At 42.1% G+C, this 22,778-nt stretch carries 25 protein-coding genes; 11 read left to right on the top strand and 14 right to left on the bottom strand.

The window, feature by feature from the left end; genetic code table 11:
* Positions 1-3 precede the first annotated feature (3 nt).
* The gene (locus tag EVJ22_RS13370; RefSeq protein WP_131444090.1) at positions 4-1,446 is read left to right on the top strand and encodes an ImmA/IrrE family metallo-endopeptidase; all 1,443 of its coding nucleotides are present in this window, start codon (positions 4-6) and stop codon (positions 1,444-1,446) included.
* A 31-nt stretch (positions 1,447-1,477) separates the two neighbouring features.
* On the opposite strand, the gene EVJ22_RS13375 is transcribed toward EVJ22_RS13370, so the two are convergent.
* From EVJ22_RS13375 to EVJ22_RS13395, 5 genes are all read right to left on the bottom strand, one after another.
* A complete protein-coding gene (locus tag EVJ22_RS13375; protein WP_131444091.1) occupies positions 1,478-1,936 on the bottom strand; it encodes a GNAT family N-acetyltransferase in 459 nt (152 codons plus the stop codon).
* A gap of 205 nt (positions 1,937-2,141) precedes the next feature.
* Complete coding sequence (locus EVJ22_RS13380; protein ID WP_131444092.1) at positions 2,142-2,903, bottom strand: Nif3-like dinuclear metal center hexameric protein; 762 nt, start codon at positions 2,901-2,903, stop codon at positions 2,142-2,144.
* 191 nt (positions 2,904-3,094) lie between these two features.
* The gene (locus EVJ22_RS13385) at positions 3,095-3,604 is read right to left on the bottom strand and encodes a GNAT family N-acetyltransferase (protein WP_131444093.1); all 510 of its coding nucleotides are present in this window, start codon (positions 3,602-3,604) and stop codon (positions 3,095-3,097) included.
* 65 nt (positions 3,605-3,669) lie between these two features.
* Positions 3,670-3,894 carry a DUF3006 domain-containing protein gene (locus tag EVJ22_RS13390; protein ID WP_131444094.1) on the bottom strand — a complete coding sequence of 75 codons (225 nt, stop codon included), beginning with the start codon at positions 3,892-3,894 and terminating at the stop codon, positions 3,670-3,672.
* Entirely contained in the window at positions 3,891-4,736 is an 846-nt protein-coding gene (locus tag EVJ22_RS13395) for a ComEC/Rec2 family competence protein (protein ID WP_233589718.1), read from the bottom strand. Before EVJ22_RS13395 ends, EVJ22_RS13390 begins: the two co-directional genes overlap by 4 nt.
* Positions 4,737-4,885: 149 nt before the next feature.
* On the opposite strand from EVJ22_RS13395, the gene EVJ22_RS13400 reads away from it, so the two are divergent.
* Positions 4,886-6,040 (top strand): HNH endonuclease, encoded by a 1,155-nt coding sequence (locus EVJ22_RS13400; protein WP_233589719.1) that lies wholly within the window; start codon positions 4,886-4,888, stop codon positions 6,038-6,040.
* A gap of 252 nt (positions 6,041-6,292) precedes the next feature.
* On the opposite strand, the gene EVJ22_RS15735 is transcribed toward EVJ22_RS13400, so the two are convergent.
* Positions 6,293-6,562: a DUF1643 domain-containing protein gene (locus EVJ22_RS15735; protein WP_131444097.1), complete on the bottom strand. Its 270-nt coding sequence runs from the start codon at positions 6,560-6,562 to the stop codon at positions 6,293-6,295.
* Positions 6,563-6,877: 315 nt separating this feature from the next.
* On the opposite strand from EVJ22_RS15735, the gene EVJ22_RS13410 reads away from it, so the two are divergent.
* The 3 genes from EVJ22_RS13410 to EVJ22_RS13420 all read left to right on the top strand — a co-directional run bounded on the left by EVJ22_RS13410 (position 6,878) and on the right by EVJ22_RS13420 (position 9,440).
* On the top strand, positions 6,878-7,762 hold the full coding sequence (locus tag EVJ22_RS13410) for a hypothetical protein (RefSeq protein ID WP_131444098.1): 885 nt from the start codon (positions 6,878-6,880) through the stop codon (positions 7,760-7,762).
* Between the two features lie 571 nt (positions 7,763-8,333).
* Positions 8,334-8,714, top strand: a complete 381-nt coding sequence (locus EVJ22_RS13415; RefSeq protein WP_131444099.1) for a hypothetical protein — start codon at positions 8,334-8,336, stop codon at positions 8,712-8,714.
* Between the two features lie 261 nt (positions 8,715-8,975).
* A complete protein-coding gene (locus EVJ22_RS13420) occupies positions 8,976-9,440 on the top strand; it encodes a GNAT family N-acetyltransferase (RefSeq protein WP_131444100.1) in 465 nt (154 codons plus the stop codon).
* A gap of 262 nt (positions 9,441-9,702) precedes the next feature.
* On the opposite strand, the gene EVJ22_RS13425 is transcribed toward EVJ22_RS13420, so the two are convergent.
* The 4 genes from EVJ22_RS13425 to EVJ22_RS13440 all read right to left on the bottom strand — a co-directional run bounded on the left by EVJ22_RS13425 (position 9,703) and on the right by EVJ22_RS13440 (position 11,649).
* Positions 9,703-10,230 (bottom strand): DUF2812 domain-containing protein, encoded by a 528-nt coding sequence (locus EVJ22_RS13425; RefSeq protein WP_131444101.1) that lies wholly within the window; start codon positions 10,228-10,230, stop codon positions 9,703-9,705.
* Complete coding sequence (locus EVJ22_RS13430; protein WP_370246373.1) at positions 10,227-10,568, bottom strand: PadR family transcriptional regulator; 342 nt, start codon at positions 10,566-10,568, stop codon at positions 10,227-10,229. The genes EVJ22_RS13425 and EVJ22_RS13430 overlap by 4 nt, the downstream gene beginning before the upstream one ends.
* Positions 10,569-10,892: 324 nt before the next feature.
* Complete coding sequence (locus EVJ22_RS13435; protein ID WP_131444103.1) at positions 10,893-11,276, bottom strand: hypothetical protein; 384 nt, start codon at positions 11,274-11,276, stop codon at positions 10,893-10,895.
* A gap of 166 nt (positions 11,277-11,442) precedes the next feature.
* Positions 11,443-11,649, bottom strand: a complete 207-nt coding sequence (locus tag EVJ22_RS13440; protein ID WP_131444104.1) for a hypothetical protein — start codon at positions 11,647-11,649, stop codon at positions 11,443-11,445.
* Positions 11,650-12,246: 597 nt separating this feature from the next.
* Here EVJ22_RS13440 and EVJ22_RS13445 point away from each other — a divergent pair.
* From EVJ22_RS13445 to EVJ22_RS13455, 3 genes are all read left to right on the top strand, one after another.
* On the top strand, positions 12,247-13,074 hold the full coding sequence (locus EVJ22_RS13445; RefSeq protein WP_131444105.1) for a hypothetical protein: 828 nt from the start codon (positions 12,247-12,249) through the stop codon (positions 13,072-13,074).
* 16 nt (positions 13,075-13,090) lie between these two features.
* Positions 13,091-13,792 carry a hypothetical protein gene (locus EVJ22_RS13450; protein WP_131444106.1) on the top strand — a complete coding sequence of 234 codons (702 nt, stop codon included), beginning with the start codon at positions 13,091-13,093 and terminating at the stop codon, positions 13,790-13,792.
* A gap of 497 nt (positions 13,793-14,289) precedes the next feature.
* Positions 14,290-14,757, top strand: coding sequence for a DUF5067 domain-containing protein (locus tag EVJ22_RS13455; RefSeq protein ID WP_233589720.1), 468 nt, complete (start codon positions 14,290-14,292; stop codon positions 14,755-14,757).
* Positions 14,758-15,004: 247 nt separating this feature from the next.
* Here the strand turns inward: EVJ22_RS13455 and EVJ22_RS13460 are convergent, their stop codons facing one another.
* Positions 15,005-15,460 (bottom strand): JAB domain-containing protein, encoded by a 456-nt coding sequence (locus EVJ22_RS13460; RefSeq protein WP_131444108.1) that lies wholly within the window; start codon positions 15,458-15,460, stop codon positions 15,005-15,007.
* A gap of 371 nt (positions 15,461-15,831) precedes the next feature.
* Here EVJ22_RS13460 and EVJ22_RS13465 point away from each other — a divergent pair, with 371 nt between their 5' ends.
* Complete coding sequence (locus EVJ22_RS13465; RefSeq protein WP_233589721.1) at positions 15,832-16,173, top strand: YolD-like family protein; 342 nt, start codon at positions 15,832-15,834, stop codon at positions 16,171-16,173.
* A 137-nt stretch (positions 16,174-16,310) separates the two neighbouring features.
* Here EVJ22_RS13465 and EVJ22_RS13470 read toward each other — a convergent pair whose 3' ends face one another.
* Together EVJ22_RS13470 and EVJ22_RS13475 are read right to left on the bottom strand one after the other, a co-directional pair.
* Positions 16,311-17,909: an AlwI family type II restriction endonuclease gene (locus EVJ22_RS13470; RefSeq protein ID WP_131444110.1), complete on the bottom strand. Its 1,599-nt coding sequence runs from the start codon at positions 17,907-17,909 to the stop codon at positions 16,311-16,313.
* Entirely contained in the window at positions 17,902-18,465 is a 564-nt protein-coding gene (locus EVJ22_RS13475; RefSeq protein WP_131444111.1) for a hypothetical protein, read from the bottom strand. Before EVJ22_RS13475 ends, EVJ22_RS13470 begins: the two co-directional genes overlap by 8 nt.
* A gap of 230 nt (positions 18,466-18,695) precedes the next feature.
* Here EVJ22_RS13475 and EVJ22_RS13480 point away from each other — a divergent pair, with 230 nt between their 5' ends.
* Positions 18,696-19,841: a DNA cytosine methyltransferase gene (locus EVJ22_RS13480; RefSeq protein ID WP_131444124.1), complete on the top strand. Its 1,146-nt coding sequence runs from the start codon at positions 18,696-18,698 to the stop codon at positions 19,839-19,841.
* Between the two features lie 69 nt (positions 19,842-19,910).
* On the opposite strand, the gene EVJ22_RS13485 is transcribed toward EVJ22_RS13480, so the two are convergent.
* The gene (locus tag EVJ22_RS13485; protein WP_131444112.1) at positions 19,911-21,923 is read right to left on the bottom strand and encodes a Z1 domain-containing protein; all 2,013 of its coding nucleotides are present in this window, start codon (positions 21,921-21,923) and stop codon (positions 19,911-19,913) included.
* 277 nt (positions 21,924-22,200) lie between these two features.
* Here EVJ22_RS13485 and EVJ22_RS13490 point away from each other — a divergent pair, with 277 nt between their 5' ends.
* Positions 22,201-22,755, top strand: coding sequence for a recombinase family protein (locus EVJ22_RS13490; RefSeq protein ID WP_131444113.1), 555 nt, complete (start codon positions 22,201-22,203; stop codon positions 22,753-22,755).
* Positions 22,756-22,778: the final 23 nt, after the last annotated feature.

Genomic DNA, 22,778 nt, shown 5'->3' on the forward strand with positions numbered 1-22,778 from the left:
ACGATGGCTAAGATGAAGACGAACGAAGAACGGAAAGCAGAGCTCGAGGCATTGACCGAACAGATGGGACAACAAATCGACAGCTATTTCGAGAGTCCGGAGAAGATTCGGGAACATCTGCAGTTTCTCGGCAAGTTTCATCAATACTCGATGCGGAACGCGGTCTTGATCGAGTCCCAATTCCCTGGCGCAGTTGCGGTCGGCTCTTATCCGTTCTGGGAGAAGCAGGGCGCACAGGTACAAAAAGGTGAGCGTGGCATCAAGGTATTCGTCCCGAACCCGGTGACGTACGCCCTTCACAAAGATGAATGGGTGCCGCTCAGCAAGGCACCGAAGCCAGTCAAAGACGGCGTGAAACAAGGACGAATCCCGTCACGCAAGATGATGTACTTCAAAATCGGTCACGTGTTCGAGTACACGCAGACCGACGCGCGCGAGAAAGGGATCGATGTCTCCGACATTTTCAAACGGTATCATCGGGACGGCGGGCTGGAGAACGAACAAGACATCCGTGACGCCTTGACGACGCTCACGGATGCCCGGAATGTGACGCTATTAGAGGAACCGCTCGACGAGATCGGTACGGCGAAGGGTTGTTACTATCCGGAGCTGCATGCGATCGCCTTGAACCCACGAAACACATCGATCGAGGACATCAGCGTCCTGATCCACGAGCTCGCCCATGCGGAGTTGCACAACCAGGAGCGAAACCTCGAATGGGAGAAACCTCGAACGGCACCCGAGAAGGAGTTTCAGGCCGAGATGGTCGCCTACGTCGTCTCGCATCAACTCGGTTTCCCGACGGACGACTTCTCGCTCTCCTATCTGGCCGGTTGGACGAAAGACAAAGAGCTCCTCGACAAGGAACAACTGTTGCAGGAGGTCCATCAAACGTCTGCGGCTTTTATCGACCATATCGAGTCACATTTAGAGAAGGTGCACACCTTGCAACAGGAGAAAGAACAGAGCCCACTCGAATATTTGGAACAACTGGATCGACGCATGGGCATGGGATGGAAACAAGCAAACCTCAACCTTTATGAGCGCGTCCATGCCATACAGAGTGTGTTTCCCGAGGAGACCGAGACCTACCTGAACGCAAAAGCGGCCCTCGAGACGAACCTGAAGGTGGATCGCGTCGATGAGCCGCTCATGTATATTCACGATAAAGGATTCGGGTTCCAGTCATTCGGTGTCGCAAACAATCACGACTTTAGTGAAGATGCACTCGTCGCCTACACGGTCGCCTTACCGGGTAGATCATTGATCAGCGGTCACTTCGATCCGGATAGAACTGTGCATCCATTACACGACCTTGAAAAAAACAAACGGTTAGAAAAACCCTTTCTAAAGTCTCTCGAAGACCGTTGGCATGACATAATACTTGAGAAAGAGAAGAAGTCCCTCTCTAGAACAGCAATGTTTAACGTCGAAAGACTAATATAAGTATTAAGAGATATGGGCTTTTAAATAGAGCTCATATCTTTTTTACATAATCAATCAATATCAGTTTACTGTTTATTTGATGTTGGGCCTCTCGTTTGTATCCAAGCTTTTCATAGAAATGATGATTTCTAGTATTCAAATGAGGTGTATCTAATCTCCATTCCTTAGCGAGTGGGAATTCTGCTTCAATTAAATTTATTATTTCAGTCCCAAAGCCTTTGTTTTGATACCGTTCAGATAAAAATATTCGATTTAAACGATATCTCCCTTCACTCATATCTCGAATGTCAGCTCCGCCAGCAATTTTCCCATCAATCCAAATGGTGTAATGAATAAACAGTTCAATCTTCTTAATCAGTCGTTCTATCGGCTCGTTGACAGGATTGGTATCATAATCTTCATACTTTATTAAATCCTTTTGAAAGGCTTCCTTTTGTATGTCCAATAATACAGATGCTTCATTTTTATTCGATCTTTGGATAAGTAACATATCGGTTCTCCAATTCTACAAATTATGCAATCCTTAAGCTATTTTAATTTCAACCCTAAAAACGTCAAAAACGATCTGATGAATCATGATTTTAAAAAACAACAGATTTAAAAAGTCGATTTTGAAATCCATTGAAGGTCATTGATACTATATTCTAATTAATGAAAAGGAAAATTTGTTTCGAAAATGGATTTTCTGTAATCAATTAATGATTTAATTCGAAGTGAGTTTCCTTCAGTTCTGTTGCAATGATGTCCGAATTTAATTCCACTATTTTCTGCACCAATGTTTCTACTCCATAGATTTCTGTGAAGGTGTGACTTCCCACTAATAGATTGATTCCTACGAATTCTGCATATTGAATCGTGTATAAAGTAGCTTCTCCTGTTATATATGTATCGCAACCTTCATTAACTGCTTTTTGGATAATAGACGAAGAATGGCCAGCTCCTGTTAATATCCCAATCCGTTGGACTTCTTTATTATTGTTTTTCCATGCCCGTACTGGTTCATTTAATTTAATGCACATTTGTTCTCTAAAATGATTAAAATCAAGCAGATTGCTATACTCTCCAATACCAGGAAAATCTCCATCTTCTCTATTGTATGAAGAATATTTCGTGATTTTATCAACTTCTAATACTCTCATTAAAGATGTGCAGGTTCCGAATTCAACATAATCTAAAGGAGAATGAATCCAAAAGTGACTGATGTTATGTTCTTGCATCTTCTTTACACATTCTTCTCTTAGACCGTAAAGAAAATCCCAAGCATCATGATGGGTAACAATTAAATCAATCCCAAGTTGACTCGCTTGTTCAATAGTTTCAAGTGAAAGGTTAGTAGCATAGCCAATTTTGTTAATGTTGTCATTTGAAGTGTTGGTAAAACCGTAGTCGTCATGCTCTTCTAATAATTTCGAGCTGAAAAGTTTTTTAATCGTTTTCTCAAACTCATGTAAATTCATATTACATTCCCCTTTATTTTCCCAAAACGCATCCATCAAATCATCGATTTCTTTTGATAACTCTTGCTTTTCCTCTATATCTACTTCTATTCGTTTATCTTTGTAGAACCAAAGTACATCACTTGGTCGAACCGCGTCAGGGAGTCATGCTCACCGTTTAATTTCATCGTATAATTATATGATTTTTTAGGTTATAATTTTGTCCCTATGTTTTCCCATCCATAGACAATCTCTCGATAATCAATTCCGTGAATTTCAACTGAAGTAACTTCTATTTCCTTACCTCCCAATGCTTCATAAAAAAGTCTGCTGGGGTTCTGATCTAAAACAAAAACCTTCAGAGAGGAAAATCCTTCATTCACCAATTCTGATGCAACTGCATCAAATAACAACTTACCTAGTCCTTGATATTGATAGTGTTGAAGTAGATAAATAGAATACAACTCTCCTGTAAATGTCGGACAAACTGCTTTTTCGGACGGCCCTCCATGTGCAAACCCAACGATCTCTTCATCTAAATTCTCGACCACATAGACCGTTTGATTTTGGAGAATGTTGTACCATTTCAATTCTTTGGTTTTATAGTTTAAGTCCTTCAAGTAATCTTCTGATAAAATGCCTTTATATGTCGATTGCCAACTATCTATTTGTACTTTTGCAATATGATAGGCGTCAGATGGTTTTGCGATTCTGATTTTCATAAGACTTCTCCCTCGTCATATTTTTCGTACTTTGCCTAACAAATTTGCGCTGATTTTTAAGAAGATTAATCCTCCCAAAGCTCATCCATCAACTCATCGATTTCTTTTGATAACCGTTCTTTTTCCCCTGTATCCATCTCAACTCGTCCATCTTCGTAAAACCAAAGCACATCGCCCGACTGCGTCGATTCAGGGAGCCGTGACTTTGGAATATCCTCCATCATTTCTCCGAATTCGACGACAGCCAAGTCCCCTTCGAATCGATCGATGATTCCCCGTCGTCTCTTCATTTGGATTTTTTCACGGCATAACTCGAGCCGTTCCCCGTGATGATAATCGTGCCGTTCTTGTCTGTGCGAAGCGTGTTCGCTTTTTGTCGCTTCAAGTTCGTCACCACTTCGGACGTCGGGTGCCCATAGCTGTTTTTCCCGACGCTGATGATGGCATGCTTCGGTTTGACCGTGTTCAGGAACGTGCTGCTTGTCGACGTCTTGGCACCGTGATGGCCCACTTTCAATACATCCGCCCGGAGCGTCTGCTTCTTGGCCATCATGTCCTTCTCAGAAACGTGTTCCGCGTCCCCTGTGAACAAGAACGTGTTCTTCTTGTATGTGACATGAAGGACCGCACTCCAGTTGTTCAAGTCACTGTTCGAGTAGGATTTGACCGGACCGACAAACTTCGCACTAACACCTTTGATCGGCAGTTTCACGCCGGCCTGTGCCGTTTTGATGGTCTTCCCTTCCCGTTTGACGGCTTGAAGGAAGTCTTTGTAGGCCTGGGTCGTGTGCTTCACTTTCGGTGCGTAGATGTTCTCGACGCGATAGGCGTCCAGAATCTCGTCCAATCCGCCGATATGATCCGCATCCGGATGTGTTGAGATCAACACCTCGATATCGTCGACTTTTTGCTTCTTGAGGTAGGCGACGATGGCATCCCCTTTTCCTTTGTTCCCACCGTCAATGATGACGTCCTCACCGCTTGGCATCTTGATGTAGATGGCGTCCCCTTGCCCGACATCGATGTAATGGACTTTGATGCTCGCAGCGGCCGATGCTTCCCCGTAGGGTGACAACAACAATGCACCACTGAATACGAATGCAGTTCCCAATTTCAACATGTGTTTCATCATCTATCTCTCCGTTCAATATTTTATTGTAAAATTATCCAATGCACCTTTATTATAATCCTATATATGTAATATTCATTTTTTATTTTTACCCCTAGTGTTTTTTTGCTGTAGGTTACAGATATCGGGTAAACGAAAGGATGAAAATTATCATGTTACGGCAACCGCTCGCCATTAATAAACGAGACAAACCAATCATCATTTACAGGGACCGGCAAGAGCTGGCCGAGTTACCGACCATCCAGTGCGCCGCTAAATGGTTGAAAGAGCATTTGAATCTTGATCATCTAAAATTTACGACCATCGAATATGGCGCTTATCTTGGCGAGAGCTGGCTCCATGAAGGGCATGAATATCGTTTCACGACCGATGAGGCATTCAGACGTGAGAAGGTGAAGACATGGAAAGAGAAGGGGATCATCTCGTCAGAGAAAGTGTTACCGACCGGATACTGGACGTTTTTTTGCAATCCGAACAAATGGGCGATTGACGAATTCTTGCATTCAGGTCAAACGATCGATAGCTTTTCGATCACGAGCTGGCAGAAGGACTGGTTCGAGGAGGGGCAGATCGGCGTGATTCGTGTCGGACACGACCAACGGACGAAGTCACAACTACAAGGCCGCCCTAGAATGGGGCGCGGCATATATGCCATCGTCCAAATCACGGGTGCACCTTTCAAAGACATGCTTCACGACGAGTTCTATTATACGGATGACCGGACAGAGCGATACCATGTGCCGATTCGATACGTCCATTCCCTCTATGCTGATCCCATTCTTTTAGAGGAGTGGGAGGTCGAGGAAAACGAATATGACGCATATCTGTTTGAAGGGTTCCAGGCATCGTCCATGCCATTGAATCCCGCTACCTTCAATGCGGTCAAACAGACGATCCGCCAATCACCGATCGAGCAAATTCCGGGCCAACCAGAAGATTTTAAGGACGCTAAGAAACTGGAATTCTCTTCTTACCGAGAAGGGGCTGTGAAACAGGTCACGGTGAACGCCTATGAACGAAATATTGAAGCACGCCAAGAATGTCTGAACGAAAAGGGCTATCGATGCGTCGTATGTGAGTTCAGTTTTGTCGACGTTTATGGATCAATCGGGAAAGAGTATATTCATGTCCAACATTTGAAAGAGCTACATACGATCAAAGAAGAATACGAGGTCCATCCAATCGATGACCTGGTGCCGGTCTGCCCGAACTGTCACGCCATGCTCCATCGTCGGAAACCGGCCTATTCGGTTCAAGAGTTAAAAGAGCTGATCGCAAAACAGGCACAGAAGAGTCTCCACTCGTAAACCGACATCTAGAGGATACATCAACGGAAATTATAAGGGGTGTATCAAAACAGGGCTACCCTCACTGTCATGCACAGCGGGGCAACCCTGTTTCGCGCGTGCTCACTTTATGCCAGACAATTCTATATGCTCACATTTTCCAGTCCGGAGCGTCAAACAAGCCGACATCCGACTTGTTCGTGAACATACCTTCCTTCAAACCTGTCGCCTAAGGCACGGTCCGTTTGGGTACTTTAATATCGTTCTGATGGTTCAGTGGAACAAATGGGGTTTGAAAGGTCTTACTCCATGCGACGACAACGCGGTCAGAGCTTTGAATTGCGTCACGGATATATCGGCCTGTTCCTTGAGTTTGCACGGATCTGTCAAGATAAAAGCGAACAGATTGACGACCTTAATGCCGTCGTAGCCCCAAGTTTTAGCGAAAGAGATGCAGCGCTGTAATGTTCGGTCGTCTTGGCCCTGGTTCCCTTGACTTGGATTCAACATGACGAACCGTTCGAGCGGGGCTGTTCGGCTCACGCCTTTATGTATCCAGGTTCGGACTGTCTCCTTGTGAGTCGTGAGCTTGTTCTTGAATAAGATTTCACATATTTCGTCAATCGTAGAAATTATGAACCTTCTTTTAACACAATGATTATTTCATTAAATAACACTATAATCATTATTTTAAATTAATTATTTCTATCATAAGTTTTAGAGTAAATGAGGTGAAGGTTAAATTACACCAACCAAAAAAATCACGATAATGAATATATATCCATTTTTTATTTCGGTATAGAAAAATAAGGATATATAAGGTACTATGGTTTTTATAACTAGAAAGAGGTGTGCTTAATGTTTAAAAAACTACAGATGTCTATCGTAGCGCTTGTATTATTTTCTGGTATAATTTTACCTGATTCAACTAGCGCAAATTCGGAAGAAACATACTCGACTACAAGTTTGCCAACCAACAATGTAATTGTAGAGTTTAACAATCAAGAAATAAAAGAAATTCAGAATGAAAGAAACCAAATCATTTCCGAAATCGAAACAAAAATTTACTCTACTACTCAGCCAGTTGAAGATTTAATTCTGGATGCATTGATAGACAATTCACAAGAAACTCTGATTAATGGCATTGAAGAAAAAGTGGACGCCACACTAGTCAAAGAAGAAAAACCTGTATCATTGACTACAAACATAGAAAACAAAATTGTCGATATTAATGACCAAGTTCGTATTACATTTGAAGATAATTATGTTGTAGTCGATGAATTTTCTGTTTCTGAAGAGATCGACGTGCAAGAGAATACAGATTTAAGTTTTTTCGCGTTTGTCGATAATCTATTCTTTAAAACAGCACACGCAGCTACTTCCCAAAAAATTAAAAATGCTTCACATTCAAGAACAATTTACGACGTTACCGCAGAAAACTTAAAGCTCGTGACTGCTTATATTGGCGCAGAGTTCACTTATGATGGAAAAACCGTAACTGCTAGACGGACTGGTAACTACATGAAAACAGAGCATATCGCCGGAATCCTGATTAACATTGTTGAAAAGAAAAGTGAAATTCAAAAACCAAGTAGTTCAAGACGCATAGCTTATCAAGAAGGTAGCGCGGTTCTTGGAATCACGATTAAGGGTAATGGTCTTAAACTACAAGAGAAATACTTGAGAGTTAACGTGGAATCGGATGCGAAAGGTAACATTTCTAAAAGCTCGATTTTAAGGTAATAAAGGAGGGCGCTTAAAATGTCATTTCTTCTCACTGCAGGAGTAATGTTGACTGCGCTATTAGCAATCATCTATCTAATTACGATGCTACTAAAAAAAGTTTTAAAGTAACCCTAACAATTGTTGATTGCTATAACGCTAATAGCTACATGCCAGTCTCTAAATATTGCGATGTTTAAATTTGTGACATAACTAATTAAAAGAAATCACTCTGTAATGGACTTATAATCCAATTTTAACAGGGTGATTTTTGATTACTAGATTAAAATATTGGATATCATATTCTCCTTTCCCAGCATATATTATTCGCAAGGCTATTATCCCAAAAAATAATTTACAATTGCACGGTATTTGTTCCGACGCTCCGTGTCTGCTGTTCGAAATGGCCAGTAGCTCTTGTAATCGGGTCGTCCTCGGACACACCCTAACCTTCGAACCGACCCTTGATGAGTCAATGCGCACATGCATCACATCCTAAGGTTCTCAAGAACCATGTTCGATTTGTACATAAACTCGTCACTGTTTGCCATACATAACACGAGATACACTTAAATCAAAAAGGAGTGATCTCATGAATCTTCAAGAGTGGATCAGACTGTTTTACAAGACGGAAACACTGCGATTTGATCACCTTTGGACATACTTAAATACGACACCTCAAGAACTTGAAGCGTACATCGATCGACTCAACCCTTGGTTGAACATCGCTTTGAAGTCCTCTGATGGAATCGATGACGCGGAAGTCATCGATGAACTTGAGCATTACCTGCTTCGTCGATTCAACAAACGGGAAAAGAAAGTCAAAGTCACGCTCGAGGTCGAGTTGGAACTCCCGGAAGATGCGTTCAATTTTTCTCGGACCGAAAAAATGAGAATGATTGAACGGGTCACCAATCACATGGAAGCCCAAAACTTGAAGGATTGGCGCATCGTGAGGATGCAGAGAATATAATTGGTCAATGTGTATGTAGATCTGTCTACGTATATACGCCTATACATACCATGTACGAAAGAGTAGAAAATGAAATTCACTTATTTAGTCCTACCTCTGGCCGTACTACTGATAGCCGGATGTACCAGTCTTCCACGAATGAGAAAAGTGGAAGAAACTGCTCCACAAACCGAAACGATCGTCGAGACGACTGAAGCGAGCATTGACGAATCAAAGAGAGATGATTTAAGTCTAGAGAACGTATAAATAAGGAGCGTTTTAATGAAAATTGATTTCCTATCAAGCCATCCTGACAAAATAAAAGAAGTTTCTGAGATAATCTATGAAGAATTCGTAATAAATACCGGAAGCACTATGCGATATGATGATGTACTCGATCACTTTTCAAATACGGGTACCCACACATTCCCTATCACACTTATCGCCTTGGATAATGAGCATTGCTTAGGAACGGTTTCAATATTTGAAAACGATCTAAAGAGTAGAGAAATGTATGGACCTTGGCTTGCGTCCCTATACACTAAGCCAGAGTGTCGTAACCGGGGGATAGGTCAGAAATTAATTGCGCGAACTATAGATGTGGTCAAAGAGTTGGGATTCCCTGAACTTTATTTAAGAACGGAACATGCATCTGTCTATTACAAAAAAAGAAATTGGATTCATGTCGAAACCCTAAGAATTGATTCAGGGGAAGAAATTGATGTATTCAAAATCACTTGTATCTAATTTTTAAATTTATATATAGTCATTCGACAAAAGATGGTCGAGCAATGATTACAATCGGAAATTAAAACAATAAGCCTTGTATAAAAAGACATCCTCCATTTTTTAAGAGGATGTCTTTTTATGTTCATCTACGCTTTCGATTCACTTTATCGAGCCTGATTTTCTCGATCAAAGCGTGAATGATTTGTTCATCTCTTCCACCGAAATCTTTGTTGAAGGGCATCCGTGCCCCTTCAAACATAAAGTAATCAAGCAGGATACATTATAATTTTCGCTCAAATTGTTTTCGTTTAAAAAGAAATCCGAGATATGGAAGACCGGTGCTAATTAAACATATCGCAACTATGAATTGTAAGACTGAAATTAAATCCGTAATAGTGTTTGACCAACTCAAAAATAATAATATTGTGACCCCTAACCAAATAACGAATGTGGGCTGTACTACCCGCTTCATTTCATTTTCTTTGAAGGAGTACTTTTCATAGGAAGTTTCTATGTCCGAGTATATGGGCCGCGCCTTTAAATCTCCTTTGAAAATATGAATTTCTCCCCCATTAGATGCTACATGCTCCCATCCGCTAGCTGAAAAGAGTTCGAAATAATCTTCATCGGGCTGTTTTCGATAGTCTAGACTATACTTCACTTCTTTCGGTTCGCCTTTGAAAAGCGTATAACCAAGAGTATCAAACTTTTCTAAATGCCAACCTTTGGCAGCCATGCGTGACAGCTTATCCATTTCCTTGTCTTCAGCCAATGCGAGCCCCCAGCTTGCTATGTATTTTCGTTTCATAAGTTTTTCTCCCCTTCTAGTATAAAGCGTGCGTCCTCAACCATCGCCTGCCTGCGCAATACATCCTCTTTTAACAACTTGCGTCCTGCGTCTGTAATCAAATAACTTTTTTTCTTTCCGTCACCTGCCAACGGCTCGATCAAAGATGCGTTACCTAACTTTTTAATCACGGTATACATCGAAGCAGGACCGATGTGCATCCGACCGTTCGTCAGTTCTTCCACAAACTGCATAACCAAGTACCCATGTCTCGCTTCTGTAAGCGCAAGTAAAATGTAGAATGCGCTATCAGTTAATTCTCCAAGTTCAATAGTGTCATTTCTCGGCAATATGACCACCCCTTTGTATCATTAATTAATATACCTCTTAAATTCATATTATATCGTTTAATGATATATATCAATGAATGATATAAAATAAATATTGAATAGCTTCCAAACAAAAACACCATTCGATCGAATGGTGTTCCTTGCGTGGCGTTAGACGCGCCCATGCTATTGCTTTTGACGTTGCTCTTACGCTCCGTGCCTCCCGTCAGAAAGGGCCAGGAACATAGAGATGCGGCGGTGAGCCAGCAGCTCTTGTTATCGGGCCGTCAGGGGGGCAGCGGTGCGATGAGCGACTTCGCCCTAAGGCGTTAGACGCTCACGCATGAGCCCGGATCACCATTCCTTCTCCCATGCCCCGTCCTCAGAAACTCCCCAATCCTCGAACCGATACTTGATGAGCCAATGGACATGCATCACCTCATATTCGAATACACCCTTAGATAATTCCGAGACGACGAAGCTGACGTCTCCATTCGCCACCACCCATGTCCCGTAGAGATACACTTTCTTGATCGGACGCTCTTCTGCATCCAGATAGATCAGCACCCGGAAGTAAGGAGAGTTCCGTCCGTCATCGAACCGGACGACCTTCTCGACGCAATGTTCCTTGTCGACGACACGCATCCACTCGGGGTGTTCCATCAGTTCTGAGAACACTGTCCGGACGAACGGATCCAATTCTTCGAATGCATAGTCATCAAGCAGCCCCTCTTCCATCACGTCTCCTCCCTTCCGGTTCTCTAAAGACCGATTCCCCGTCCAGAGCCAGTTCAGTCCTTGTTCATGAACTTACAGAAATGAAGCCTCCAGGAAATTATATACATGTATACACGTATACAAATCTACATGTATACATATATACATGTATACAACCTTCATTTTTTTATGTACGACGATTCCGTCGGATCATATTCGTGTTGAAAAAGACGGTGAGGTGGGTCAAGCGTTCCCCTTCCTTCACATCACAAAGAAGATCCATGCTCACGAGTTTTAAGTCGTCAAAATCTTCTTGAAGTCGGTCAGGAAGGCGTCGAAGCAACACCTCCGTCATCTCGTCCATCGTCTGTTGGTCTAGTTGAAAATTATCCATCTGAATCATCCTCTCCATTTGATAGCTCAATGATACCTCGCACCCACTCAAGCAACATCTTGGCTTATTTCACGTAAGCCCTGGTGTTGTTTCAAACAAGCCCTAGGGCTTGTTTCGAAAACATGGTCATTTTCAATAAACAAGCGTTCTTTTCACTTTTGCCATTTCATCAAAAAAATGACGAGACAGAATAAAACACCATGCTATATCCACACACGAACCATGCCGTTTTCGTCTTGCGAAAACGCCCCTTTTCCCGGATCCCGCTCTATGGATCCAGGCGAGAGCAACGCAAGTCACCCATCATTTAAAAGAAAAACATGTGTTTTTCGTCCTTCGGTTCCGCCCGAATTATTCCTTTTCAAACCCAATTTTTGAACGGTCTAGTTATTGGATTTAATTTGGTTCTGATATAAGATTACGAACTCCTCACCTGTCGCGTAAATCATGAACCTCTTCTGCTCTTCAGTAAATCTAGAAACAAAAATTCATAAATAACCCGATTTTCAAGAAATACCATTACAAAAACCTAAAACATTCCAATTCGAAACCGATATAAAAAATGGAAGATAAAAAAAGATATAAGGGGAATTATGTATGAAAAAGATTTTATTTGTTGCAACTTTATTTTTGTTTATGCTCAATCCTGTTCTATCAGCGAACGCTTCAACTTTCGAAGAGGCGGTAGAGTTACCGCGAAATGACAGTACAAGTTTTGTTATTCCTGAAAAAAACGATCTGACTACAATTAATAACAACGATGACGTAAGGACCTACAAAGTCTTTCTTGGAATGAATCAAACAGAAAAATTAACATTGATTTCTCAAAAGACGTATGCAGTTGAAATTTACGACGCTCAAGGAATTACACTAGCTAAGAGAGAAAAAGTTGGTGAAGAAGGAAACAGACAACTCACTTTTGAGACTGCTTCAACAGGCTGGTACTATGTTGAAATCAATCCTTCTGACACAGATTTTAAGACCGATTATCCTTACAGTTTGAGAGTAATTGTTGGAGAACCACTTTACGTCAACAATATTAATCCATATACAGTTAATCTCGGCAGCTCTTCGATCACTTCAACATCAAACGCAAGTCGTATTCAATACTTCGACCTTTCTAATGAAGCATCTATTCCAGATGACGCGATTTTGACTAGTGTGACGATCGGTGGAAGCGAATCAAACCGTTACCTTCTTGATCTTTACTCAATCAAGAGAAGCATTCGTCCGAGCTCTACAGTTTCGTGGATTCATACCGGATTCCCACTATATGATGCCAGTAATCTTGATTACGTCGCTAAGAGCTCACAAATTCGAATGAAGCAGTTCTATTCATTCCAACACTCTGCTCGACTTAATTCTTCAGGAACGTATACGTTGAGCCCAACGATTTGGATGTACTATAAAAAAGAACTAAAATAATATGAGGGGTTGAACAATGACTAACTTTAAAATCTCGAATTATAATCAATCCATCTTTCAGAATATAGCTTCTCGTCTAAATGATGAGAGTAACGCTAAAGCAAGTCTGTCAACCCAACAATCTATCACCTCTTATAAGCCTTCTCAAGTCAATCTCGAACATGAGGGTGATGAACAATTCTTAGCAGTAGATAAAAACTCGAACCTCACTATCCACCCAAGTTCGGTGTATAGCGTACCAACTAAGTATGGGGTCATCAATTTTCGTTTCAATGAAGAGAAAAGCTCTAACCACGTTCAAGCACTGATTTTTGATAACCAGATGTCAGATGAAAAACGTGTCTTTCTTGAGAAAAAGAGACAGTTCTTAGGTGACTTTCAAAAGTTTGTCCGTACAGGTAATCCTTCACACCTCTATACGGCTCGAGAGGCAGAAGATGTTTACACGGAATTGATCAGTTTCGGTATTAACACAGAAGAACCATTTACCGTCAATAATCAGCCAACTCGCTATCGTCTTAGTCCTTATGGGGTCGTCCACGATGTTGATCCCGAAAGCAAGGCAATGAAGGAGAAAGACTGGCGAAAATATGGCCACGACGAAAATACGCTTTTTACCATTCAAGGGAAAGAATACCGAATGGATGAGAACGGGCGATTACCTTTACCGGATGATTATGTGCATAAGTTTGAACAAATTAAAATAACAAAAAGATAACGTCGTAAAGGGTATAAGATTATAAAAATTCAAACTACAAAAGCCAAGAGGGTGTTTGCTCCCATCAAACGAGGAGCAAACACCCTCTTTCTAATTGAATTCTGTTAACTTATAAGTTCCTGTTACACGATGACCAAGCGAAGACGTTGCCTTGATCTAAAAGGCGTCAAAATAGTCATAAAAATGCCAGCTCTCCTGGCGCTCCTCGTGTGGCGTTAGTCACGCCCACACCCTTGCTTTTGACGTTGTCCTTACGCTCCGTGCCTCCCGTCAGAAAGGTCCAGGAACGTAGAGATGCGTTTTAAAGCAGTTCTTGTTATCGGGCCGTCAGGGGGGTATCGGTGCGATGAGCGACTTTGCCAGTCGGCGGTAGACGCTCACGCATGAGCCCGGATCACCATTCCTTCTCCCATGCCCCGTCCTCAGACACGCCCCAATCCTCGAACCGGTACTTGATGAGCCAATGGACATGCATCACTTCATATTCGAATACACCCTTGGATAGCTCTGAGACGACGGAGGATGCAACAGAGGACGCACCGGCGGAACGCGACGTCTATTTCAAGGACGGGGAGGCCATACTGAACGACCTTAAGATTCAGATCACCGAGACGAAAGTGATCCCACCCGGAGAGCCTGGTAACGAGTATAGCGACAAAGCGGTCCTCGCCATCTGGTATGACACGACGAACCTGACCGGGAAAGACATCACCCCGATGAGCGCCTGGATAGTCGTTTTCGAAGCGATTCAGGACAATGACCCGAACGCGGTCAACACCCTCGAGGTCGGCATGCTGCCGGACGAGCAGTTCCTCGACAGTCAGCTCGAGACCATCAAACAGGACGGCACGGTCTCGAACGCCGTCGCCTATGAGCTCGACGACTTGGAGACACCGGTCACCTTGGTAGCCACGCAAGGCATCGGCGGTGACGAATTGGGCGAACAGACGATTGAAATCAAATAAGACGATACAACTCAGAACGACACAGAGGACCTGCGTATAGAAGACGACAGGTTCTTTTTTGATGCTTGCATCCCGTATCACCGTTTTCGTCATGCGAAAACGAACCTTCTCCCGGATCCCGCTCTACGGATCCAGGCGAGAGCAACGCGAGTCGCCCGTCTCGTCAAAGAAAAACGTACGTTTTTCGTCCTTGCCCTTCTCAGACGGACCGGGACCGTTCCCCGGCCCCATTCCATCCCTTTTCTCTTTAACCCATGTAGCCCCGTTGTTTCAGACTGACATACGACTCGTCCGACCCGAGAATCACATGGTCGAGCACGGGGATACCGACGAGCTGTCCGGCCTCGTACAAGCGTTCCGTCACTTCGATGTCTTCCCGGCTCGGGGTCGGGTCCCCGCTCGGGTGTTGATGACAGACGACGAGGCAAGAAGCGTTGTTCAAGATGGCACATTTGAACACTTCCCGTGGATGGACGATGCTCGAGTTGACGCTCCCGACATGCGCCCGGTGGACGCCGATAACGTTGTTTTTCGTGTTGAGCATGATGACGAGGAAGACCTCACGGTCGTCGTCGGCGATGAACGGTGCCGCGATGGACCGGGCACACGCCGGTGAGCGGAGCGTCGCGTGCTCGAGAGCGACCATCTCCTCGCGAATCTCTTGTTTGATACGAATGACCTCGATGATGGATGTGAGTTCCATGATAGTTTGTCCCCTTTCGGATAAGCCGACCTCAGAACGAACACCGTTGTGCGTCCTGTTGACGGAAACGAAGCGAGCGTCGGGAGACGGTGCAAGGGCGACCGCAGGGAGAGCCTCAAAAAAATGCGTAGAGCGCACGGAGGTCCTGGCTTCCTTAGCCAACGAGCGAAAAGCTTTGCTTTGAGCCAAAAGCGAAGGAAGACGGGCCGCAGGGCGCGTCATTTTTTTGACGTCCCTTGCATCGACGACCAGCGAGCTAGAGTACGGAAACAGGACGCACGGATCACCGATCACGAAAAAGACTGTTCAAACGAGATAAATCGGGTATAAAATAAGAACAAACGTTCGTTTTATGGAAAGGAGGAATTGTGATGACGATGTATCGTGACCGAGGTGAGTTGAAATGGATTCCCTTCCTCATGCCCGAGCACAAGGCGCTGCTGACGAAATACTACAAGAAGATTCAGAAGATCGAGATGCCCGACATCGATGAACAGGTCCTATCGGTCTATGAGAACGTGCTGAATGACGCGATTTTCAGTGGGTACATGGTGGAGGTAAGATATGTGGGGGAGAGGGAAATGAGACGATTCAAGGGGTTCGTGCACCGGACGAACTACATGGAGCGGACCGTCGAGCTGGCGAATCAGCGGGACGGTATCATCCATATGCCGTTCGAGACAATCATTCACGTGGAACAATCGATGGACTAACGCCCTAGCGGTTGTTCGAAGTCTGCGTCGCGAAACGAAGTGTCGCTCCTCGACTTTCCAAAAAATAAAAGGAAAGAGCGATTGTGCTCTTCCCTTCTTGACTAGCTTCACTTGTATAACCAGATGTGTATCTTGATTTATACAAATTGCTTCAAATCATTGAATCCTTTGTTTTTAGCATTCTCAATAAATAGACGGACCCGTTCTTCTCGAGGGATTTGGTTCTCCAAACAATAGTCAAGGAAACCAATCAACACTTCACGCGTGATCATTAATCCTTCAATCGTTTTACCTGTTAATTTTTCCGCCAGCGACGTGATCGACTCTAATTTTTTCTCACCCGTGAAACCTCCAGAGGTGACATACCCATAGAAATCAAGCGTACTTTCGTCATAAATCATATAGTTTTGGATGTACTCAGATGCCATGTAATTTGCGAGTTGTTGCGTTAATCCAAACCCATTCGGATAGTGTTTGGTGTCTATGATGCCATGAATGGAACCTGAACGAATTAGGATTTCGATTTCTGTCTGTTTACCCTGAATTTTAGGTTGATAGATTGTCTCGAAGCCGATTGCCTTCAAAATTTCAGTGGTCGTTCGTTCAAATTCATTATGCGTCATGTCCCCTAGATATCTCTCTACAAATTCTTCAGAAAGATGGTTCATTGATCCTTTTCCGGCTCGAACCGTACTCACGGCTTTCAGTGCATCGCGTTTCCCGAAGATAGGTTCGAAATGAGAGAGCAACTCTTCATCTGTCAATTCTGTGGGATTAGGGATTTTACTTAAAGCGACTTCAATTTTTTTGGCCATTTTAGCCGAGTTATTGGCGGGCTTGATGTCTCCAAACTCATTTGATTTGTAGCTATCGACGTCTAGACCACTGTTCTGGGCCATCCGTTCCACTGAGATGAGGTAACGCGTATTGAACGGGTAACGCGAATCGTAATAAGCGATACTCTCCATCGCTGTCTTGACCAAAGACGCTTCTGTTGTCAGAATCGACGTTCCTCTTTGATACTCCACTAGATCTGTATACTCACACAGCAACATGAATGTGTGGGCAACGTCTGAATGAGCCTGATAGTAATCGCGAGCGGCCTTGTCGTTCCGGGCACGATGATCGTAGTGAACTGCGACCTCTTGCTTCATTGATTCTTTTTGTTCTGGAGACGCACTTCGGAACGATAGAATTTTTGAGGCAACCTCTTGTTCCTGTGAATCTTTTTGAGCGGTCAAAACAAAATACGTGATTTCTTCTTTAGAAAGACGATACTCAAGATCTGCACGTTGTACGAGTTTGATTAGAAAGCGCGCCGGGCGAATACGAAATCCCTCTTCGAATTTCGGGCGGAATCCTTTTTCCATGAAATAGGCATTCGGGATTTGAAGCGTAAGAATTTGTTTCTTCACATTTTCATACGGTTGGACTCCATCTACTAAAGCTTTCCCTACCTTAGTCGGTTTTACGAATCCTTCTTTGTCGATGTAACAATACGAGAACGTCTTTAACATCGCGCACCACGTACGTCCACCTGACCCGTCGTTACTTACGTTGTTACGCTTTAAGCCATGTGCAGCGAGGACCGATTCATAGTGCTTGTGCAGTTCTCGGTTCCCTTCCCATTTCTTCGTAAAATTGTCTGTCGCCTCTTTCAATGCAGTGACGGCCTCCGCGTGGAATTGAGGATCTCTCTCCGGTCGTGTGATAAACCATACTTTACGTTCAGCCATATCGTTTCATCCTTTCGGTTCTCATTTTATTTTTCCGTTCTCGTATGTCTGGTCGTTCATTCAATTCAATCAATAGTTGTTTTTTGACCATTCGGTTTCCCGGCAATGGATTTTTTTCATAATATTCGACGACTCGATAGATGACATCAAAATGATTTTCGACTGCCTCATCAAATTCAATTTCACCATCCAGTTCAGATACCGATTCGATAGTCTCTGCATACTTTCTAATGATTTCCTCGATTTCGAGAATCGAGATATTTGATGGATTACTGTTTTTTGTAAAAGAAGACATCGTTCCATTGATCAACTCTTTTTTCATTTCTAGTGCGGCCTTCCAGTATCGAATCAACATGATCGCATTGAAGACGTTCCCGGCACGTTCGTCTCGATAAATCGAATTGAGTTCTCGTCCTGTCTTCTCTGATAAGATCCTTCTGATGTCTTTTTGTGCCAGATGTTCTTTGAAAGCACTTATGATTTCTTCTGTGATGAAACTCGAACAAAGGTACATTTCACATAACTCTCTTAAGTTTCTAAGGCGCTTATCTTTCAATTGTTCCTCCCCCTCTTAGGTATCCGTTGCCAAATTCAGATTACAACAGGCCATCAAAGTAAAATCATTCGACATTGAATGATTTTACTTTGATGGCTGTCTGTATTTTAGTTTTTTACAATTTGAGCTTTAGGGCTGCTATTTGTTAAAAAGAGATGTAGAATAGGCTTATGAGTAAGCAAGAACATACTTTCGTTTTTTTGAAAGCGTTGAAAGTGAGGAGTTTTATTATGATATTTAAAAAAGGTGAACTATTTAATGGTCCAGGTGGCCTTTCTCTTGGTGCGAAAAATGCACGCGTGATTCATCCAGAGACAAATGAGGAGTACCGAATCGTACATGAGTGGTCAAATGACTACGATGAGCAAGCTTGTAAAACATTTCGTTTCAACATTTGTGATGACATTGAGGATAATTCCGTCCACCACGGGCCCGTCGAGCAACTTCCAATCGGAGACAAGTCGGTCCTGGGTGACATCGATTGCTTCGCATTCGGATTCCCATGTAATGACTACAGCCAAGTAGGTGAAAAGCATGGACTGAATGGTACGTTCGGACCTCTCTATTCTTATGGCGTTAAAGTCTTGAAAGAGTATCAACCAAAATTTTTCGTCGCTGAGAACGTCGGTGGTCTTCAAAGTGCCAACGAAGGCAAAGCGTTCATTCAGATCTTGACTGAGCTTGAAGAGTGCGGCTATGTATTGACACCTCACCTCTACAAATTTGAACTTTATGGCGTCCCTCAGGCTCGTCACCGCATCATCATCGTCGGGATTCGTCAGGATTTAGCAAACCAAGGACTCGAATTTAAAGTTCCAGCACCGCTTAATACGCTCGACAACGTGAAGACAGCAAGTGAAGCGATCTTGCATCCTCCGATTCCAGAAGATGCGATGAATAACGAATTCACTAAACATTCTAGTAAAGTGGTAGAGATGCTTGGACATATTCCACCAGGCGAAAACGCTTGGTACTTAGGAATTCCAGAACATTTACGGTTAAACGTTAAAGGTGCACGCCTAAGCTCGATTTATAAACGATTAGATCCGAAGCGTCCAGCATATACTGTGACAGGTAGCGGTGGCGGCGGTACGCATATGTATCACTGGGAAGAAGAACGTGCTTTGACAAACCGTGAGCGGGCCCGCCTCCAAACATTCCCGGATGATTTCGTATTTATTGGTAGCAAGGAGCAGGTAAGAAAACAAATCGGTATGGCCGTTCCTCCTGCAGGAGCTCAAATTGTTTTCGAGGCGATTTTGAAGACTTTTGCTGGCATAGAATACGATTCAATTGAGGCAACACCTAAACTACAACTAAATAATTTAAAAGGTAAAAAAGCTGTTACTATTCCAGACGCTTTATTAATAAAATAAGAATAGAAGTAAAAGGAGCCATGGTCTCAGATGACGATGGCTCCTTTTACTTTTTTTAAAAAATTACAATCAAAAGTTTTCGAAATTAAATAGAACATGAGATTCGTTCTCTGGAAAACGGAACCAGGGAATCCAAAAAGGCGTATCATCCCACTCTGATTTAGTACCGGGGTTTTTAGTTAAAACAACCAATGGAATTGATTTATCAGATGAATCAACTAAAGCCTGAGTGATTGGACTTAGTACCGAACCTAGAGACTGACTTCCTCTACTTGTCGCTAACCCAAAATTCCCTTCGGTAATAATTAAATTTACTTGTTTATTAGGATTATGTTCACTGTAATACGTATTCAAATACGAACAAATAACCTTTGCATTCCAACTTCCCGAAGAAATCACTTGGATTTTAGACAAAATGTCAGATATTAAAGACACATCTACTGATATTACTTGTCTCCAAGGAAGGACATGCAATTTGCTATCGATATAAATTGTTGTATGTTCGATTTCACTCTTATGGAATTCTGGTATTTTAGGAAAAGTTGATTTCCCAGGCTTATAAATACCAACAGTTTTAGGAATTACGTTTGGTCTAGTTGGTTTGATTACGTCATGATCTAAATACAATATACTTCTAAACTCACCCGATTCGATAAGTTCCCGTTGTCTTCTATCATGGTCGCTGATTGTTTCAAAAATAGCTGCCAACTCTTCAGGGATAAAAATTCTGGTGACATTTAAATCTTTAGATCTATACCCACACATACGAGCGTGTTGAAATAGTGTATCCACTTGTGGTCTTCTAGTGAATCTACCATAATAAGTTACTAATAATCGGGGCAATGTGATACCTCTGTTTAAACGATTTCCACCGATAACAAAGTTAAATTTTTTATTGAATGTCAAATCTCGAGCGCCATTTTGACTCGAATTTACCACCAGAACACTGTGTGAAGTAATATTTTTATTTGCAGCCTCTAAAACTTTTGGAAACTCTGGAATGTCTGGGCAAGTTTTAACTAAATCTTCGTAAGCATTGCTCAACCCTTGTAAAATACTAGCTCTAATATGATGATCCTTAGGTGATTTCAATGCTAAGATTAAATTTTTTATATAAATCTTTATCATATTCTTTAATGTTTGATGAACATCTTGAGAATGACTTATATGACTTAAATAAGTAAACTGATTGTTTGGGGCATCAGGTTCTTCAAGTATTTTAATTGCTCCAGCTAGGATAAACGTATTCAATGAAGACAATAATCCATCTGGTAGCATTGACTCGTTCTCATCTACTACCTCTTTCAACCCTTGAACTTCTTCAAACTCCACATTCCGAATATATTTTTTGGAATTTACCTCTGAAAAGAACTCATCGATACCTACGTAACCTTCTCCAGCTTTAGAAAGCACTACAAATTCCGGATGAAAACCACCTTCAATATCATTTTGAAGGATAATAGCTTGAGGTGTAGCTGTCACTTGTAACATGAGGTGGCTTGTGAAAAACTCTCGTAGCTTCACCAACGCTTCGTTAACAACACTTATACTGTGCTCCACATCTTCATTTCGTTGTTTTGTATTTAACCCAATTGCATCCGCTTCGTCGTCAATAATTAATGTAGGAATATTCGAAGCATCAGTAAGCAATGATAAAATTTTATCCAATTTAGCTAAATCACTCGGATCTTTTTTTGATATTATAACTAAGCCATCTGTATCAATATAGGTCTCTAGAAGCTCTTTATCAGCATCATCTATTTCTGAAATCTTTTGAATATAAGGTGTAATTAATGCATCTTCTGATCTTCCAAATGTTTGAGTTTGCAACGTATTATTTCTGTCAGTCAAAACGATAGACAGCTTAAAAGAATTGTCTATTGCTATAGCTGTTGTCATATTAATTATATTCGTTTTACCACTTTGCACTAATCCGTAAAGTAACCCTAAAACTCGTTTATGTTCACCTTCTTTAGGAGAAAACTCAAAAACCTCTGAAGCCGTCTGAAGGACTTGATTACTTGCTACTTCTCCAATTTCTAACGTTAACTTTTCTTTGAAATATTGAACATTTTCACCCAAATGAATCACCCCTCATATTTTGTATCTAAATTATAACTAATTAAAATGCAATGCGAGTCTATTATCAAAAAAACTTTTAGAATATTTATCATTAGACAAACAAACATGTCTTTTAAACGAACGTTAAAAAGACATATTTGTTTATTAGTTCACGTAATAATAAAAAGGGCTTAACTTAGCTCTTTTTATTTGGCACCAATTGTCCATTAACTCATCTTTTTATCAATGTTCGTTTTCTGCTATGATTAATGAGTAAACCTACAAACGGAGGTGCTTTATGACTAAAATTGGATATGCACGAGTATCAACCCTTGATCAGAACTTGGACTCGCAACTAGATGAACTTAAGAAAGCTGGGTGTACTAAAATTTTTCAAGAGAAGGCATCCAGTGTTAAAAAAAGACCGGAATTTGAGAAGTGCTTAGATTATTTACGAGAAGGTGATACTCTGGTCGTCTGGAAGCTAGATCGGTTAGGGAGAACCACAAAGAAGCTTCTTGACTTGATTGATGATTTGAAGGATCGCGGAATCAATCTTCAAATCATTACACTCGGTGTCGATACCTCTACTGCTGCCGGACGACTATTCTTCACTATGATGGCTGGGTTGGCAGAGATGGAGCGTGAATTGATCCGCGAACGTACGAACGCTGGACTTCAAGCAGCACGTGCAAGAGGTAAATTAGGAGGAAGAAAACCGATTGATAAGGACATTATTAATCGGGCATTGATGATGTATCAAGCCAAGATGACGGTTAAGGACATAACCGCAACACTACAAATCTCACGTTCAACTTTTTATAAATATATAAAGTCCAACGATATTAAATAAAAATCGTTGGACAATTAATTATT

The organism is Exiguobacterium sp. SH0S7 (assembly GCF_004337195.1).
In the GTDB taxonomy this organism is placed as follows: Bacteria; Bacillota; Bacilli; order Exiguobacteriales; family Exiguobacteriaceae; genus Exiguobacterium; species Exiguobacterium aurantiacum_A.

Bases quoted from the DNA above. Each gene is read 5' to 3' on its own strand.
- EVJ22_RS13370 (WP_131444090.1), top strand. From the start codon at position 4: ATGGCTAAGATGAAGACGAACGAAGAACGGAAAGCAGAGCTCGAGGCA.
- EVJ22_RS13375 (WP_131444091.1), bottom strand. From the start codon at position 1,936: ATGTTACTTATCCAAAGATCGAATAAAAATGAAGCATCTGTATTATTG.
- EVJ22_RS13380 (WP_131444092.1), bottom strand. From the start codon at position 2,903: ATGAATTTACATGAGTTTGAGAAAACGATTAAAAAACTTTTCAGCTCG.
- EVJ22_RS13385 (WP_131444093.1), bottom strand. From the start codon at position 3,604: ATGAAAATCAGAATCGCAAAACCATCTGACGCCTATCATATTGCAAAA.
- EVJ22_RS13390 (WP_131444094.1), bottom strand. From the start codon at position 3,894: ATGAAGAGACGACGGGGAATCATCGATCGATTCGAAGGGGACTTGGCT.
- EVJ22_RS13395 (WP_233589718.1), bottom strand. From the start codon at position 4,736: ATGATGAAACACATGTTGAAATTGGGAACTGCATTCGTATTCAGTGGT.
- EVJ22_RS13400 (WP_233589719.1), top strand. From the start codon at position 4,886: ATGTTACGGCAACCGCTCGCCATTAATAAACGAGACAAACCAATCATC.
- EVJ22_RS13410 (WP_131444098.1), top strand. From the start codon at position 6,878: ATGTTTAAAAAACTACAGATGTCTATCGTAGCGCTTGTATTATTTTCT.
- EVJ22_RS13415 (WP_131444099.1), top strand. From the start codon at position 8,334: ATGAATCTTCAAGAGTGGATCAGACTGTTTTACAAGACGGAAACACTG.
- EVJ22_RS13420 (WP_131444100.1), top strand. From the start codon at position 8,976: ATGAAAATTGATTTCCTATCAAGCCATCCTGACAAAATAAAAGAAGTT.
- EVJ22_RS13425 (WP_131444101.1), bottom strand. From the start codon at position 10,230: ATGAAACGAAAATACATAGCAAGCTGGGGGCTCGCATTGGCTGAAGAC.
- EVJ22_RS13435 (WP_131444103.1), bottom strand. From the start codon at position 11,276: ATGGAAGAGGGGCTGCTTGATGACTATGCATTCGAAGAATTGGATCCG.
- EVJ22_RS13440 (WP_131444104.1), bottom strand. From the start codon at position 11,649: ATGGATAATTTTCAACTAGACCAACAGACGATGGACGAGATGACGGAG.
- EVJ22_RS13445 (WP_131444105.1), top strand. From the start codon at position 12,247: ATGAAAAAGATTTTATTTGTTGCAACTTTATTTTTGTTTATGCTCAAT.
- EVJ22_RS13450 (WP_131444106.1), top strand. From the start codon at position 13,091: ATGACTAACTTTAAAATCTCGAATTATAATCAATCCATCTTTCAGAAT.
- EVJ22_RS13460 (WP_131444108.1), bottom strand. From the start codon at position 15,460: ATGGAACTCACATCCATCATCGAGGTCATTCGTATCAAACAAGAGATT.
- EVJ22_RS13465 (WP_233589721.1), top strand. From the start codon at position 15,832: ATGACGATGTATCGTGACCGAGGTGAGTTGAAATGGATTCCCTTCCTC.
- EVJ22_RS13470 (WP_131444110.1), bottom strand. From the start codon at position 17,909: ATGGCTGAACGTAAAGTATGGTTTATCACACGACCGGAGAGAGATCCT.
- EVJ22_RS13480 (WP_131444124.1), top strand. From the start codon at position 18,696: ATGATATTTAAAAAAGGTGAACTATTTAATGGTCCAGGTGGCCTTTCT.
- EVJ22_RS13490 (WP_131444113.1), top strand. From the start codon at position 22,201: ATGACTAAAATTGGATATGCACGAGTATCAACCCTTGATCAGAACTTG.